The 15,097-nt window shown below is 46.9% G+C and carries 16 protein-coding genes; 3 read left to right on the top strand and 13 right to left on the bottom strand.

The genetic code is table 11. The features are described from left to right. Positions 1-113: 113 nt before the first annotated feature. The 3 genes from C0033_RS11770 to rbr all read left to right on the top strand — a co-directional run bounded on the left by C0033_RS11770 (position 114) and on the right by rbr (position 1,748). Entirely contained in the window at positions 114-509 is a 396-nt protein-coding gene (locus C0033_RS11770; RefSeq protein WP_103228072.1) for a transcriptional repressor, read from the top strand. Positions 510-620: 111 nt separating this feature from the next. Continuing rightward, positions 621-1,163 carry an NADH peroxidase gene (locus tag C0033_RS11765; protein WP_103228071.1) on the top strand — a complete coding sequence of 181 codons (543 nt, stop codon included), beginning with the start codon at positions 621-623 and terminating at the stop codon, positions 1,161-1,163. Positions 1,164-1,211: 48 nt separating this feature from the next. After that, positions 1,212-1,748 carry a rubrerythrin gene (gene rbr / locus C0033_RS11760; RefSeq protein ID WP_103228070.1) on the top strand — a complete coding sequence of 179 codons (537 nt, stop codon included), beginning with the start codon at positions 1,212-1,214 and terminating at the stop codon, positions 1,746-1,748. 136 nt (positions 1,749-1,884) lie between these two features. Here the strand turns inward: rbr and C0033_RS11755 are convergent, their stop codons facing one another. From C0033_RS11755 to C0033_RS11695, 13 genes are all read right to left on the bottom strand, one after another. Further along, positions 1,885-2,778, bottom strand: a complete 894-nt coding sequence (locus C0033_RS11755) for a fumarylacetoacetate hydrolase family protein (RefSeq protein ID WP_103228069.1) — start codon at positions 2,776-2,778, stop codon at positions 1,885-1,887. A 114-nt stretch (positions 2,779-2,892) separates the two neighbouring features. Then, the gene (locus C0033_RS11750; protein ID WP_103228068.1) at positions 2,893-3,570 is read right to left on the bottom strand and encodes an HAD family hydrolase; all 678 of its coding nucleotides are present in this window, start codon (positions 3,568-3,570) and stop codon (positions 2,893-2,895) included. A 14-nt stretch (positions 3,571-3,584) separates the two neighbouring features. Continuing rightward, positions 3,585-4,484, bottom strand: coding sequence for a sugar phosphate isomerase/epimerase family protein (locus C0033_RS11745; RefSeq protein WP_103228067.1), 900 nt, complete (start codon positions 4,482-4,484; stop codon positions 3,585-3,587). Positions 4,485-4,539: 55 nt separating this feature from the next. Next, positions 4,540-6,270 (bottom strand): sugar-binding domain-containing protein, encoded by a 1,731-nt coding sequence (locus C0033_RS11740; RefSeq protein WP_103228066.1) that lies wholly within the window; start codon positions 6,268-6,270, stop codon positions 4,540-4,542. Continuing rightward, positions 6,267-7,775: a glycerol kinase GlpK gene (gene glpK / locus C0033_RS11735; RefSeq protein ID WP_103228065.1), complete on the bottom strand. Its 1,509-nt coding sequence runs from the start codon at positions 7,773-7,775 to the stop codon at positions 6,267-6,269. Before glpK ends, C0033_RS11740 begins: the two co-directional genes overlap by 4 nt. 109 nt (positions 7,776-7,884) lie before the next feature. Continuing rightward, positions 7,885-8,247, bottom strand: a complete 363-nt coding sequence (locus C0033_RS11730) for a DUF1667 domain-containing protein (protein ID WP_103228064.1) — start codon at positions 8,245-8,247, stop codon at positions 7,885-7,887. A gap of 27 nt (positions 8,248-8,274) precedes the next feature. After that, positions 8,275-9,540 (bottom strand): FAD-dependent oxidoreductase, encoded by a 1,266-nt coding sequence (locus tag C0033_RS11725; protein ID WP_103228063.1) that lies wholly within the window; start codon positions 9,538-9,540, stop codon positions 8,275-8,277. Positions 9,541-9,575: 35 nt separating this feature from the next. Next, positions 9,576-11,006, bottom strand: coding sequence for an NAD(P)/FAD-dependent oxidoreductase (locus tag C0033_RS11720; RefSeq protein WP_103228062.1), 1,431 nt, complete (start codon positions 11,004-11,006; stop codon positions 9,576-9,578). Between the two features lie 27 nt (positions 11,007-11,033). After that, on the bottom strand, positions 11,034-11,732 hold the full coding sequence (locus C0033_RS11715; RefSeq protein WP_103228061.1) for an MgtC/SapB family protein: 699 nt from the start codon (positions 11,730-11,732) through the stop codon (positions 11,034-11,036). A 456-nt stretch (positions 11,733-12,188) separates the two neighbouring features. Then, entirely contained in the window at positions 12,189-12,764 is a 576-nt protein-coding gene (locus C0033_RS11710) for a glycerol-3-phosphate responsive antiterminator (protein ID WP_242984484.1), read from the bottom strand. A 4-nt stretch (positions 12,765-12,768) separates the two neighbouring features. Further along, positions 12,769-13,500 (bottom strand): hypothetical protein, encoded by a 732-nt coding sequence (locus tag C0033_RS11705; RefSeq protein ID WP_103228060.1) that lies wholly within the window; start codon positions 13,498-13,500, stop codon positions 12,769-12,771. Between the two features lie 29 nt (positions 13,501-13,529). After that, the gene (locus C0033_RS11700; RefSeq protein ID WP_103228059.1) at positions 13,530-14,267 is read right to left on the bottom strand and encodes a glycerophosphodiester phosphodiesterase; all 738 of its coding nucleotides are present in this window, start codon (positions 14,265-14,267) and stop codon (positions 13,530-13,532) included. Further along, positions 14,264-15,091, bottom strand: coding sequence for an HAD-IIA family hydrolase (locus C0033_RS11695; RefSeq protein ID WP_103228058.1), 828 nt, complete (start codon positions 15,089-15,091; stop codon positions 14,264-14,266). Before C0033_RS11695 ends, C0033_RS11700 begins: the two co-directional genes overlap by 4 nt. Positions 15,092-15,097: the final 6 nt, after the last annotated feature.

Here is a 15,097-nt window from a genome sequence, read left to right as displayed (position 1 = left end):
GATAAATCAGGTAATTATCCCTTGACATAGATATTATTTTTTGTTATTATATTAGTAATCATTATTGTTATTATTTGCAAGATGATTCACAAGAATGAAGAAAGGAGAATTGTATGAAGACGCTAAAGTACAGTCGTCAACGTGAATCCATCAAAACATGTTTGATGGAGCGCAAGGACCACCCTACTGCGGATGCCGTTTATATGTCAATTCGCGAGGAATATCCTAATATCAGTTTAGGCACTGTCTATCGGAACTTGAATCTCCTGGTTGAATTAGGTGAAGTGATCAAATTAACCTGCGGTGACGGCGCGGATCACTTTGATGCAGATACTTCCCCTCATTATCATTTCGTATGCAGCGATTGCGGTCAGGTAATCGACCTGCCTATGCAGACCAGAGAAGATTTAAACCGGATAGCTGAAGAACACTTTGACGGACAGGTAAACAGCCACACCATCTTTTTCTACGGCACCTGCAAAGATTGTTCCGCAAAAAAGTTACATTAAAAGCTTGACATCGTTGGAAAAATATGTTATTGTAATATCAGTAATAATTACTATTATTTATCAAATGTATAGAATAATATAAATCAAAAAAAGAAAAGGAGAACACGAATTATGAAGAAATGGGTTTGTACAGTATGCGGTTATGTTCATGAAGGAGAAACAGCTCCAGAGTTTTGTCCAGTATGTAAGGTTCCTGCTTCCAAGTTTGAAGAGCAGAAAGGTGAATTAACATGGGCTGCTGAGCACGTAGTAGGCGTTGCACAGGGCGTTAGCGAAGATATTATTATGGATTTAAGAGCAAACTTCGAAGGTGAATGTTCAGAAGTTGGTATGTATTTAGCTATGGCTAGAGTCGCTCACAGAGAAGGATATCCTGAGATCGGTTTATATTATGAGAAAGCCGCTTACGAAGAGGCAGAACATGCTGCTAAATTCGCTGAATTACTGGGCGAGTGCGTTACTACCAGCACAAAGAAAAACCTGGAATTAAGAGTTGCTGCTGAAAATGGCGCTACAGCCGGTAAATTTGACCTTGCAAAACGTGCAAAAGCTGCTAACTTAGACGCAATCCATGATACAGTACATGAGATGGCCAGAGACGAAGCTCGTCACGGAAAAGCATTTGAAGGATTATTAAAGAGATATTTCAACTAATCCTGATTCCATATCACTGGCAGTTTACGAAAGAAAAGGAGAATTCATATGTCTAAATATGCGGGAACAAAAACAGAAAAGAATTTATTGGATGCATTTGCCGGCGAGTCCATGGCAAGAAATAAATATACTTACTACGCATCCGTAGCCAAAAAAGCCGGATACGAGCAGATGGCCGCTTTATATCTGGAAACTGCAGACCAGGAAAAAGAGCATGCGAAGATGTGGTTCAAAGAATATCACGGCCTTGGCACTGTAGAAGAAAACCTTACAGACGCTGCTGCCGGTGAGAATGAAGAATGGACCGACATGTATGTGCGCATGGCCAATGAAGCCGACGAAGAAGGTTTCCACGAGTTAGCGAATAAATTCCGTATGGTTGCTAAAGTAGAAGCTGCTCATGAGAAACGTTATCTGAAGCTGCTTGACAGCCTGAAAAAAGACGGAACCTTTAAAGGCGACGCTCCTTTAGGCTGGAAATGCCGTAACTGCGGTTATATTCATGAAGCTGCCGACGCTCCTGAAGTTTGCCCGGTATGCGCTCATCCAAAGGCTTATTTTGAGAGAAAAGCTGAAAATTATTAATAACATACTTAAAACGGGGCTGTCAAATGACAGCCCTTTTATAGTGCAGACAAAACCTGTTTTTACATCAAACTTTTTACATGAAGCGTGAAGGCATTTCTGAAAATGCCTTCACGCTTCATGTAAATTCCCTTCATCAGATCACCGGATTGGAGATACTTCCGATCTCTTCTATGGTACACTCCACCACATCCCCAACCTTCAAAAACTTAGGCGGCTCAAATCCCATACCGACTCCAGCCGGAGTTCCCGTGGATATAATGGTGCCCGTCTTCAGCGTCATCCCCTGGGACAACTCGCTCACGATATGATCGATTCCAAAAATAAGCAGGCTTGTATTGCTGTCCTGGCGCAGCTCGCCGTTCACCCTGGACTGCACCTGTACCTGTGGAGGATATGGAATGGAATCCGCAGTCAGAATGCAAGGCCCAAGCGGTGTAAAGCCATCTAAGCTCTTTCCAAAATACCACTGTTTATGATTGGTCTGTATTGTTCTCGCGCTCACGTCATTCATAATCGTATAGCCGAAAATATAATCCTTTACCTCTTCCGGCTTCACATTCTTCGCATCCTTGCCTATGATAACCGCCAGTTCTGCCTCATAGTCCAAACTGTCCACCAGCCCCGGATAACTGGGAATTCCCTCCCCGTTGCTGACCGTTCTGTTCACCCTCTTTGAGAAATAAACGGCATAGGGACGTTCCCCTCCAAACGCCTCTTTTTTGAATCTGGCAGACTCTTCCGCATGTGCCATGTAATTGATCCCTAGACAGATGATATCCTGACGCGGAACCAAAATAGGAGCCAGAAGCTTTACTTCCTCAACGGTTGCAGCACCGCGGATTTCGTAAGGATCACTTTTTGAAAAATGCTCTAAAAGCTGCAGTTCAGAATCACTGATTCCCTCTATTAATTCCTGCATCTCATCATAATCCATACCGCAAGCCTTCAGCGGATACACCCACGCCCCATCTTTGCTCATCATACCGAGCTTAACCTTATTATCTACTTCGTATGTTAGTAACTTCATTTATGCTCCTCCTGCCTGCCATAATATATTATCTAGTACTATACTACCTCAGGCAGAAGGAAATTTCAAATTGTTTGTCCCCGCTTTTTCACATTTTTATCCGCCTGCCCTCCGTTATCTGGCATTTCTGTACTTATTACTCGAAAAATAACGCGTCACCTCATCCGGGGAAATGCAGAATGCGGTCACGAAATCCTTGTCAAACTGGTCCTTTGACGTTCCTCCTAACAGCATGGCGCAGAAATCCACACCTGCATTTTTGGCGGTTTCCTGATCCACCAGGCTGTCCCCTATGTAAAGGATATCATGGCGTCCCACTCCCAGCAGTTTCATGGCCTTTATCATTCCGCTTGGGTCCGGTTTATGCGCCGGCACATCCTCGCACCCCAGTATCAGGTCAAAATACCGGCTCAGATTATATTTATCCAGAGATGCCATCAGTATATCATGAAGTTTAAGGGATAATAACCCAACTTTAATCCCATTCCTCTTCAATGTTTTCAGGCATTGCTCCACTCCCGGGAAAAATGTGGTCCGTTTCGGCATCTCTTCTCTGCTGATCGTCCGGTAATGTTCCCGCATCAAAAGCAGCTTCTGCGGATCTTTTTCACCGGTAACATAGCTCAGCATGATTTCATGAGTATTGCCCACGCATGGCAGCACTTCCTCATAGCTCTTTCTGGGATACCCGAAATGCTCCGCCGCATCATTCAGCAATGAGACGATCACCTGAGAGCTGTCAGCTATGGTCATATCAAAATCAAAAATAACCGCTTTATATAGTTTTTGCATACTTGTCCCCCTTACTATGCTTCGTCGTACAAGGAGATCAGATAATTCCCCAACTGCAGAGAATAGGTCAAAAGGGCGTCGATCACCGCTTCCGGCACTCTCATGGTCGCCTTATGTGTCTCATAAGCAAATACCCCCTGGTAATTGATCTTTTTCAATGTTTCCATGATCGGTTCCCATACCACGGTTCCGTGATAAGGAAGCAGATGGTCATCAATTACTCCATAATTATCCTGCACATGAACAGCAATCAGACGGCTTCCGATCATGTTAAGCGCCTGCGGCTGATTCAGTCCCATCTCATTTGCATGGCCGAAATCCCAGCAGATTCCCACATTATCATAATTTTCCCTCAGTGCGTCACATAATTCGATCACCTCGTCAGTTCGGGCCATATACCGGTCCCGGCGGAATCCTTTGGCCGGATCCATCTTATCAAACAGATTTTCCACAGCGATCTTCATTCCATATTTAGCCGCCAGCTCCACATGTGGTTTCAAATACTCCACATTGTCCTTCAGTATTTTTTTGTAATCATTATCGCCCAGATGAGTTCCGGCATGGATTACCGTTGCCTTTACCCCCAGTTCTCCGGCAGCGATAATCGACCGGCGGACCATCTCTTCCGTGTATTCATGATCGGCCACGCTTGACGGGTCTAACACATTATAAAACGGCGTATGGGCCTGGCTGGCAGTCATATGCAGTTCACCCAGCAGTTCTCTCATCTCTTTTACCCAATCCATCCATTTGTCATTGGAAAGTTCCAGATCATACTGGTTCATCAGACAAAAATTAAAATCCACATCCTCATAACCGATTTTATGCAGCCTTTTCACACAGTCTATGATGGGAATAACTGCCCTGCCTTCCGGACGGTCTCTGTAAATTGCTGTAGTTGTCGATAATTTCATAATTTAGTCCTTTCTCTTTTCAGTGATTCAGCCAATTGTATCTTTTACCATCAAATCAAAAAATCCGCCGGCCAATTCTATCGTTGATTCTCCTGATTTCATCAGGGTCCGCCTTATATTCATGCTGGTCCGTCAAAAGGCCATTAGTTTCCTGCTGAACATCGGTCAGCTGGGTATAGCAGAAACCACACAGCAGGTCAGAGCCGTCCACTGCATCCATAATTCTTTCATATTCCCGGATAAAACTCTCTTTTTCCACACAGGTATATCCCCATCCTGCCGTATCCGTTACGGAAATTCCTCCGCACTCCGTCAATACCACCGGCTGCCCGCAATAAGAATAGCCTTTCGCAAAGAGCGGGCGGGCCATAATCTGCGGCAGACGCCCGATATCTTTAAGCGCCTGTGAAAATACCTCCTGCCTCTCCTTATTATCCCTTTCCCCATGGCGGTAACTGTGAAATGCGCAGATATCGCTGTCAGTCATCTCCCAGCCGTCATTAGAGATAACCAGGCGGGTGGAATCCATGCTTTTTGCCATATAATACAGGGATTGTGCAAAACTCTGCTGCTGCCTGTCATCATAGATTTCCGGAACTCCCCAGCTTTCATTGAGCATGCCCCACACGATCACAGACGGGTGATTATAATCCCTCAGTATAATATCCTGCCATTCCCTCATAAATGCCGCCGCGCCGTCCGCTGTATAGGCCCAAAAGCTGGCCATAGCCCCCCAAACCAAAAACCCCAGCCGGTCCGCCCAGTATAAAAATTGGGGATCTTCCGCTTTTTCATGTTTACGGCAGCCGTTAAATCCCATCCGCTTGGCCTTTTCAATATCCTCTTTATATGCATTGTCATCAGGAGCAGTGATCAGGCTTTCCTTCCAATACCCCTGATCCAGCAAAAGTTTTTGATAATAAGGCTGGTTATTCAGCCAGATTCGTCCGTCAACCACATGAATTTTGCGCATCCCAAAATAACTTTTCACCCGGTCCGTCACAATCCCGTCATATTCCACCGACAGATCCGCATCATACAGATTCGGATGTTCCGGAGACCAGTAATTGCCGGTAAAATGAAACGCTCCCGCCATTGCCTTCTTCTTAAACACATCCACCGTTATGCTGCCGCTTGTTTCATCACAGAGAATGCTGCCGGAAAAAACCATTTTCCCCTGAAAGGTCAGATCAATCCGTACTTTGCATGGCAGGCTGCTTCCTTCCCTCAGCAGATAATCAATTTTAACTGTACCGCTGTCAATATCCGGCGTAAAATGCACCCGTTCAAAGGAAGTCCGCTCCACCGGTTCCAGCCAGACGCTCTGCCAGATTCCCGTACTCGGGGTATACCAGATAAACTGCGGCTCTTTCTCCCAAAACTGTTTTCCTCTTGGAATGCGTTCATCAAAAGGCGGATCTTGTGCCTCCACCCGGATCGTTTCCTCCCCGCCTTTTAATAATCCGGTGATATCCAATGTAAACGGCGTCTGTCCGCCCACATGTCCGCCTGCATAGCTGCCGTTTATCCACACCCGGCACCTGTAATCCACAGCCCCAAAGTGCAGAAGAATCCGTTTCTTATCCCAGCTTTCCGGTACGCAAAACGTTCTTTCGTACACTACGCGCTCTTCCCATATCGTTTCACCAATACCGCTCATGTCACTTTGGCACACATAAGGAACTTCTATAGTCCTTCTGTGATCCCCATAGCAAAAATCCCATGTACCATTCAGGCTCCGCCACTCTTCCCTGACAAAATCCGGTCTTGGATATTCCGCCCTCATAGCGCCGCCTCAGAATCTTCCGCCCAGATCAATGCACATTTCACCGCTTTTTTCCACCCTTTAATAAGCTGTTTTCTGTATTCCTCGTCGATTCTGGCACCATATCTGCGGTTGATCTGCCAGTTTCTCCGTATCTCCTCTTTATCCTTCCAGTATCCCACCTGAATTCCCGCCAGATATGCCGCTCCTAAAGCGGTCGTCTCTATACACTGTGGCCTGGACACCATGGTATTGATCAGATCCGCCTGGAACTGCATCAGGAAATCATTGGCGCTGGCTCCTCCGTCCACCTTTAACTCCGTCAGCTTTATATGGGCATCCTTCTGCATGGCCTCCAAAAGATCCGATACCTGGTAGGCCAAAGATTCTACCGTAGCCCTTATGAAATGCTCCTTGCTGGTTCCGCGGGTCACTCCCACGATCATCCCTCTGGCATACTGGTTCCAGTACGGCGCTCCCAGACCTGCAAATGCCGGCACCACATAAACTCCTCCCGTATCCGGCACCGCCTGGCAGTATTCCTCCGACTGGGGCGTCGATTTCAGCATTCTCAGCTCATCCCTCAGCCATTGGATCGCCGCTCCAGCCACGAACACGCTCCCTTCCAGGGCATACTCCACTTCCTCCCCGCAGGAAGCCGCTATGGTGGTCAAAAGACCGTGTTCCGAGTTCACCGCGTCGGTTCCCGTATTCATCAGCATGAAGCAGCCCGTTCCGTATGTATTCTTCACATCTCCCGGCTGGAAACAGCATTGGCCGAACAGGGCCGCCTGCTGGTCCCCCGCAGCTCCGGCTATGGGTACCTCCCCTCCTAAAACCTCTGCGGACGTCATTCCGAACAGATGGCTGGATGGCTTTACCTCCGGCAGCATGCAGGACGGTATTTTAAAATAGTCTAACAGCTCCTGGTCCCAGCAAAGCTTCCGGATATCAAACAGCATGGTCCTGGACGCATTGGTATAGTCCGTCACATGAACGGCGCCTTTTGTCAGGTTCCAGATCAGCCAGGTATCCACGGTTCCGAACAGCAATTCCCCGTTTTCGGCCCGTTCCCTTGCTCCCGGCACATGATTAAGAATCCAGGCGATCTTGCTTCCGGAAAAATAGGCGTCCGGGATCAGGCCTGTTCTTTGGCGCACCATCTCTTCCAGTCCGTCGCTTCTTAGCTTGTCAATCATTCCCGCAGTTCTTCTGCACTGCCAGACAATCGCATTGTAGACCGGACGCCCCGTCTTTTTCTCCCATACGATTGTGGTTTCTCTCTGGTTTGTAATTCCGATGGCCGCGATGTCCTCCGCATGGACTCCGTTTAAGCTCATCGCCTCGGTCAGCACGCCGAACTGGGAAGACCAGATCTCCATCGGATCGTGCTCCACCCATCCGGGCTGCGGATAAATCTGTGTAAATTCCTTCTGGGCTGTGCTGCAGATCTCCCCTTTTTTATCGAATAAAATACATCTTGAGCTGGTTGTTCCCTGATCCAGCGCGATTATATAATCCCCCATATGACGCTTCTCTCCTTCTGAATTATGAAAAAAGAGCGAAGAGGATTGCGCATTCACAAAACCTTCCCCACTCTTTATTCTCTAAGGTATTTTTCTGTCTGACCCTGCTTTATACTCGTTCCACATTCTTGGTTGCCACAATATCCACGCCCGTTGCCGCGCAGTCCGCTATGATCACATCTCCAATCTTAACCGGAGCATCCACATGAGTTCTGCGTATCTCTTCCATACACTCAAAGATCTTGTTTTTCGGAATATCCGATTTTGTTTTTACGGATACCTTCGCGATGGCTCCTCCGGATACGTGCACGCTGGACGTCACGATCCTGGTCGGGCTCAGCACCTCTTTCTTGGCGTAAGCATCTCCCCTTGCACAGGTATTGCCTTTAACGGTTATTTCATCTCCATCAATCGTTACGGTCATCGGACAGCCTAAGGGGCAGCCGATACATATCAATTCTCTCTTCTCCATATTTACCTCCGCTCTGCGTCTAATGCCTTACTGTTCTTCCGTGCGGATCACAATCTCCTTCAGATCCGGATAGGCGGAAAAGCTTTCTTTTTTCAGGACTACCTGCTCCATCTCTCCTGGCGCCAGCACCTTCTTTTTCCTTTTGGAAACCTGGACGCCGTCATAATATACGCAGATGGAACGGTCTTTATAAACGTCCGCCACGCGGAAACGGACGGTAACCGCATCCTGCATATGGCTGATATCGATCATCTGAGGCACCGTATAGCGCACTCCGTTTTCCGCCTTCAGCGGCACTTCATGGCGCTCAGACGTATTCTCTCCCTCTTTTACGTAACGGGCCGCATTTTCACCGGCAAGAGCCGCTTCCTGGGACACATAATCCACCAGATCATGCACGTGAAGAACATTTCCACATGCGAAAATGCCTTCGGCCTCTGTTTCCAGATGGTCATTGACTACCGGCCCGCTGGTAACAGGGCTTAAAGCGGCTCCTGTCTGGCGTGTCAATTCATTTTCAGGCAGAAGTCCTACGGACAGCAGCAGAGTATCGCAGCTGTAATGTTCTTCCGTACCCGGTATGGGCCGTCTGTTCTCATCCACCTCGGCCAGGGTAATTCCGGTTATCCGGTGTTTTCCCTCTATATTCACCACCGTGTGACTCAGCTTTAACGGAATACCATAATCGTCAAGACACTGCACGATATTACGCTTCAGTCCGCCGGAATAAGGCATCAGTTCCGCCACCACTTTGACTTTCGCGCCCTCTAAGGTCATTCTTCTGGCCATAATCAGCCCGATATCTCCGGAACCCAGAATCACCACTTCTTTGCCCACGCTCAGCCCTTCAATGTTCATAAGGCGCTGGGCGGTTCCCGCCGAGTAAATCCCTGCCGGGCGGTATCCCGGAATGTTTAACGCGCCTCTCGGACGCTCTCTGCATCCCATAGCCAGGATGATCGCTTTGGCTTTTATGGACACCATGCCGTCGCTGCGGCTGATATATGTAATCTCTTTATCCCTGGTAATGTCGATAACCATGGCATTTAATTTATAAGGAATCTCCCGTTCCCGGACCATATCCACATATCTCTGGGCGTATTCCGGTCCCGTCAGCTCTTCTTTAAATGTATGCAGTCCGAATCCATTGTGAATGCACTGGTTCAGGATTCCCCCCAGACTGCTGTCCCTCTCAAGGATCAGAATATCTTTTATTCCCTGGTCATAAGCAGCGGTTGCCGCGGCCAGGCCTGCCGGTCCGCCTCCGATTATAACAATATCATGTTCCGTCATCATTTCCTCCTTTTCCGCCTGTTTCCCGGCAGATTCTATTTTTCTCCGGTCAGCATTTCAGAACCGGGGGCATTTTTACAGATTTCTTCGATGGGCACATTCCGCTCGCGGGCAAGTATCTCCATGGTTCTCGGCGTACAAAAGCCTGCCTGGCAGCGTCCCATGCCGGCCCGCACCCTCCGCTTAATGCCATCTAAGGATACCGCTCCCAACGTCCTGGTAACCGCGTCCACGATCTCGCCTTCACTGATTCCTTCACAGCGGCACACAATGGTTCCATAAGCCGGATTTTCACGGATCAGCGCTTCCCGTTCTTTCTTATCCATCAGTTCCGGGCGCACAATCCCTTTTCTTCTTTCCTTAAATTCTGCTTTCTTCTCTGCTCCGGCTTTTTTCACCACCATCTCAGCCATATATTTGCCGATGGCAGGCGCGCAGGACAGTCCCGGCGACTCAATTCCGGCCGCATCAAAGAAGTTTTCGGCGGATTCCTTCAGGATGAAATCGTCGCCCTCCTCATGGGCTCTCAGGCCGGAGAAGGAGGTTATGGTTAAGCGGAACGGAATATTTTTCACGCTCTTAGCCGCTTTGCTCATGGCTTCCGCCAGTTCCGCCGCAGTAGTAGCCGTTCCTTCCTTATCCTCTATATCGGTTGCCGTAGGCCCTACCAAAAGGTTGCCATGAACGGTAGGGCTGACTAAAATGCCTTTGCCGTATTTGCCCGGAAGCTGGAAGATGGTATGGCTCACATAATTGCCCGCCTCTTTATCAAGCAGGCAGTAATCCCCTTTTCTAGGGATGATATGGATCTTATCTTCACAAACCATGTTATGAAATACATCCGCATAAACGCCGGCCGCATTCACCACATAGTTGGTTTTAATCTCTCCCTTATCCGTAACCAGGCGGTATCCGCCCTCTATAGGTTCAATCGCTTTCACAGCCGTCAGAAATTTAAATTCCACTCCATTTTCACAGGCGTTCTCAGCCAGCGCAATGGTCAGCCCAAACGGACATACGATGCCTCCGGTCGGGGCATAAATCGCAGCCACGACTTCTTCGGATAAATTCGGCTCCATCCGGCGGGCTTCCTCTCCTGAGATCAACTGGATATCCGGAACCCTATTGGCGACGCCTCTCTCATAAAGGGCTTTCAGGGACGGAATATCCTCTTCAGCAAAACAGAGCACCATGGAACCGTTCCGCTTAAAATCGAAATCCAGTTCCTCAGCCAGTTCTCCCATCACCTGGTTTCCTTCTACATTCAGCTTTGCCTTTAAGGAGCCGGTCACCGCGTCATATCCTGCGTGAACAATGGCGCTGTTGGCTTTTGACGTGCCGGAACAGACGTCCTCTTCCTTTTCCACCAGGCATACGCTCAGTTCATAGCGGGAAAGCTCTCTTGCCACGGCACAGCCGGTCACCCCTCCGCCTATAACGGTTACGTCATAATCAAACCCATTCATAGTCTCTCTCCTTTTTTTCATTATTATCTACATTTCCTCCACATACTTGACGCATTCCAACTGCCGGATTGTATTCAGCAGTTCAGACCGCATCTTTTTATCTTTCACTTCTATTGTGGCGATGGCAGTGGGGCCTTCCCCTTTAACCTTATTCTTGGAAAGTTCAAAATGAGCCAGTTTAAGCTGCCGGTCCCTTATTTCCGTAATAAAAGACGCCATATTCCGGTTGGAATCAAATTCCAGATACAGATCATAGATTCTGGCATACCGATGCACCAGACCATCCACCTTTGACATGACTTCCAAAGTGAACATCACCAAAATAAGGCAGATCACAGCGCCTTCGATAAAGCCGATTCCGGCCGCCAGGCCGATACATGCGCAGGCCCATAACCCGGCCGCGGTGGTCAGCCCCCGGACCTGATTCTTACCGGTTACAATAATCGTACCGACTCCCAGAAAGCCGACTCCGCTCACAACCTGAGCCCCCATTCTGGACAAATCCAGTCCTTCATCATAATTTACAAACATATACTCACTTGTCATCATAACCATGGCCGAGCCGAGGCACACCAGGGTATGAGTTTTGATTCCGGCCCCCCGCCGTTTCATCCCTCTGTCAATTCCAATCAGGGTTCCGATAATCAGAGAAAATATCATTCGGACCGTACACCCGCGGATGCTCCATTCATGGGCCGTATCCACTATGTAATCCCATGCTTCCAAAAATATCGCTTCCCCCTTCTCTCTAAAAAAAACGAAAAAAAGAGTAACGTTCACAAACAGAAATCAGCATTCTGTCTGTCAACCCTACTCTCTCATCTCAAAGGTTTCCATATAAAATTTATAAAATAATGATACCATAAACGCCTGAATGTTGTCAATGATTCTGTTCACCATCAAGGCTTTATATGTAACAGTTCAGCCTTTCGATACCTGCGCGGGTTCCGGCAGTTTCCATGGCCGTTCCTATGACTTTGCAGGGTATTAGCGATTCTTAATGCGCAGAATTTTTCGTTCAAGGAAAATGTCCACCTGTTTGAGCGTAGCGAGTTTGGACATTTTCCTTGGTCTTTAGAAAAATCCTGCACATTTAGAATCGCTTATGCCCGAAACCGGAATAGGAACGGCCATGGAAACTGCCGGAACCCGCACAGGTATCGGAAGGCTGAACTGTTACCTTTATATAAACCACAAATCTTCCCTGCTGGTCGACACCGCATCCACGCCCACGTCAAACGCAGCCATCACGTCCTTCTTATCAAAAATCAGGCCTCCCGCCACGATCGGTATGTCCGTATACTCTTTCATATGCTTCAGTATTGAAGGCATAATGCCGGGCATAATTTCGATGAAATCAGGCTGGAATACCTCAATCTGTTTTTTCAGCGTTCCAAGCGCTATAGAATCGATCAGAAAGGTGCGCTGACCACTGTACATTCCCAAATCCTGCGCCCGTTTTACCAGCATTGGTTTTGTGCTGATAATGCCGTCTGCCCTGGTATTCTGTTTAATAAAGTCCACCACAACTTCCTTGGAACTTAATCCCGAGATAAAATCCACATGTACAATGGCCGTTTTCCCCTGATTCTTTACCTGGTTCACAATTCCTGCAATATTGCACAGATTTCCAAACAGAATGAACACAACTTCACAGTCCGATTCAAAGCATTTTCTCAGCCCTTTTTCATCAATTACCGCAGCAATTACCGGCGATGTTTCCAGCAAATCTATAATTCTCATTCTGGTGTTCTCCATGGTCTCACACCTCCTTCCAAAACTTCAAAATATTCGTTTTAACAAAATCATATGATTCTCCCGTCCTGCCGTAATACATTAAATGCCGGACAGCAAATACAGCTATTTTCTTATCAGAAATAATAACTTCTAAAACAGGTGAGTTCTCCTCAAGGAGTTCGATTGGATACTTCGCCAATTCACCCAAAGATGGAGTTTTTCCATTTGAATTATATAACACGCTGCAAACTATATTTTTTTCCGTTAATAGCTCAATAAAACTCTTAAACGTTAATGAACCGTACAGAATCGCCATTCTGCACTGATGAGATGATAAAAAAGAGTTCCAAAAAAGATCCCGGCTTCTCATCAAAATGTCTTTGGAAACATAGGACAGCTCCTTTACGCTGGAAGTCGGATATGTGAAAATATCGGTTTCTATTACATCAATATGTAAATTGGTATTTAACCAGTTTACAAAAGACACGATACCCGTTCTGGTTCTGGACAGTTCTTTTTTACCACTGTTTCTTCGCGTTTTTTTATAAAATTCCATAAAACTATTATAGTCTGCGCAGAGCGCTGTATAATCGTCAATGCAAATATCTTTCGGGTATATTGGGGATGCCGGATTGATACCTATCAGCATTGCTTCAGCCGTTTTATAATCTCCCTTGCAGATTAATGGTCTGAGGTACGGCTTCTCTTTATCTACAACCAAATCCCGCTCGTTCAGATCAAGCCCCTTGTTCTTCATTCAACTCCTTATATTCAGAAACAGCTAAATTATTTCCCTTGCTCTATAACGTCTAACCACTTTCTGCAAAGGCCCGGATAATTTGTAATCGCCCCATCACATTTCCAGTCATACAATTGATTAAATTCATCTGTCGTATTGACAGTCCAGACATTTAACCCTATGCCATGGTTTTTGCAATTTTCCACAGCTTCTTTCGTAAGCGTATTGTAATATGGGTGATAGAAATCAAAATTATATTTTTCGCAGTAATAACCTGCATTGCCCAGTCCCTTTACTCCCAGCAGCGCGCCGCATGGAATCTCCGGAGCCAGTTTTTTCAATTTAAGAATAGACAGGTGGTTAAACGAAGAAAATAAAACCTTCTCTTCAAGATGATGGTGTTTCAGCACTTCCAGCGTCTTTTCTTCTATATCTTCGTAATAATACACTCCTGTTTTAATCTCGATATTGGTTATAATACCCTTTTTCGCTGCAAACTCGCAGTATTCATCAAATGAGGGAATCCCCTGGAAGCCAAATGCGCCGTCTTTAACCTTCCCTGCATCGAACTTTTTCAGTTCCTCCAGAGTGTAGTCCCTGACAAAGCCCTTTGTCCCCGTAGTCCGTTCCAGTTCTTCATCATGGATCACGACCACCTGGCCGTCTTTTGTCAATTGGACATCCAGTTCAATCCCGTCGCATCCCTCTTCCACCGCTTTTTCAAACGCGAGCATTGTGTTTTCCGGATAAGTTCCGCTGCTTCCCCTATGCGCAAATACTTTCATATTGCTGCCTTCTTTCCTGTTATATTATTTTTCAAATACATTCCCATCTCTTTTAGTGACTCAAAAACTGCGTCCGGTTTTACGTCTGAACCAACCAAATCTTCCAGTTTCGTCTCTCCGGTGAGAACCAGATATCCCTTTGCCCCGTTTTTAACTCCGGTGGCCACATCCGTATACAGCCGGTCCCCGACAAAAGCGATCCGCTCCTTCGGCACCCCTGTCTGCTTTAACACCATTTCCACCGTTTCAGGAAACGGCTTTCCCAGATACCTTGGTTCCACCTTCGTGGACAGAGTGATGGCGGCACACAAGCTTCCGCAGTCCGGTATAAATCCGTCTTCAATCGGACAATTGATATCCAGGTGTGTGGCCAGAAACATGGCGCCGTTTCTGATATAGGTACAAGCCCGTTCCAGCTTCTCATAAGTCAGGGTTATATCGAATCCAACCACCACAATATCCGGCATTCTCTGGGTTAAATGGATTCCGGCCTCTTTAAAGGATTCCTCCAGCGCCTCCGTCCCCACCAGATACACCGTTTTTTCCGGATAATAGGTTTTCAGAAATTGTATGGTAACATCTCCGGAAGTCATAATCTGCTGTCTTTTGATAAAACAGTTCATCTTCTTCAGTTTATCCAGGTACAGGCTCGGCGATTTTGAAGAGTTGTTTGTAAAAAATATAAACTGTTTTCCCGCTTCCCGCACCGCTTCCAGAAAATCCAAAGCGCCGTCCAGAAGTCTGTCTCCCAGATAAAAGGTTCCATCCATATCCAGAACAAAAAGATCCGTTTCCTCCAGAAGCTTTCTTTTTTTCAATTCCATAAGGCT

This window comes from Clostridium sp. chh4-2 (assembly GCF_002899675.1).
Taxonomy (GTDB): Bacteria; Bacillota; Clostridia; order Lachnospirales; family Lachnospiraceae; genus CHH4-2.
The sequence above is the reverse complement of the archived record's forward strand: the minus strand, read 5'-3'. Positions and strand labels throughout refer to the sequence as shown.

What these genes read in the sequence shown, in the direction of transcription:
- rbr (WP_103228070.1), top strand. Translation starts at nt 1,212, where the DNA reads ATGTCTAAATATGCGGGAACAAAAACAGAAAAGAATTTATTGGATGCA.
- C0033_RS11750 (WP_103228068.1), bottom strand. Translation starts at nt 3,570, where the DNA reads ATGCAAAAACTATATAAAGCGGTTATTTTTGATTTTGATATGACCATA.
- C0033_RS11710 (WP_242984484.1), bottom strand. Translation starts at nt 12,764, where the DNA reads ATGGAGAACACCAGAATGAGAATTATAGATTTGCTGGAAACATCGCCG.
- C0033_RS11725 (WP_103228063.1), bottom strand. Translation starts at nt 9,540, where the DNA reads ATGACGGAACATGATATTGTTATAATCGGAGGCGGACCGGCAGGCCTG.
- C0033_RS11700 (WP_103228059.1), bottom strand. Translation starts at nt 14,267, where the DNA reads ATGAAAGTATTTGCGCATAGGGGAAGCAGCGGAACTTATCCGGAAAAC.
- C0033_RS11770 (WP_103228072.1), top strand. Translation starts at nt 114, where the DNA reads ATGAAGACGCTAAAGTACAGTCGTCAACGTGAATCCATCAAAACATGT.
- C0033_RS11740 (WP_103228066.1), bottom strand. Translation starts at nt 6,270, where the DNA reads ATGAGGGCGGAATATCCAAGACCGGATTTTGTCAGGGAAGAGTGGCGG.
- C0033_RS11720 (WP_103228062.1), bottom strand. Translation starts at nt 11,006, where the DNA reads ATGAATGGGTTTGATTATGACGTAACCGTTATAGGCGGAGGGGTGACC.
- C0033_RS11705 (WP_103228060.1), bottom strand. Translation starts at nt 13,500, where the DNA reads ATGAAGAACAAGGGGCTTGATCTGAACGAGCGGGATTTGGTTGTAGAT.
- C0033_RS11745 (WP_103228067.1), bottom strand. Translation starts at nt 4,484, where the DNA reads ATGAAATTATCGACAACTACAGCAATTTACAGAGACCGTCCGGAAGGC.
- glpK (WP_103228065.1), bottom strand. Translation starts at nt 7,775, where the DNA reads ATGGGGGATTATATAATCGCGCTGGATCAGGGAACAACCAGCTCAAGA.
- C0033_RS11730 (WP_103228064.1), bottom strand. Translation starts at nt 8,247, where the DNA reads ATGGAGAAGAGAGAATTGATATGTATCGGCTGCCCCTTAGGCTGTCCG.
- C0033_RS11765 (WP_103228071.1), top strand. Translation starts at nt 621, where the DNA reads ATGAAGAAATGGGTTTGTACAGTATGCGGTTATGTTCATGAAGGAGAA.
- C0033_RS11755 (WP_103228069.1), bottom strand. Translation starts at nt 2,778, where the DNA reads ATGAAGTTACTAACATACGAAGTAGATAATAAGGTTAAGCTCGGTATG.
- C0033_RS11695 (WP_103228058.1), bottom strand. Translation starts at nt 15,091, where the DNA reads ATGGAATTGAAAAAAAGAAAGCTTCTGGAGGAAACGGATCTTTTTGTT.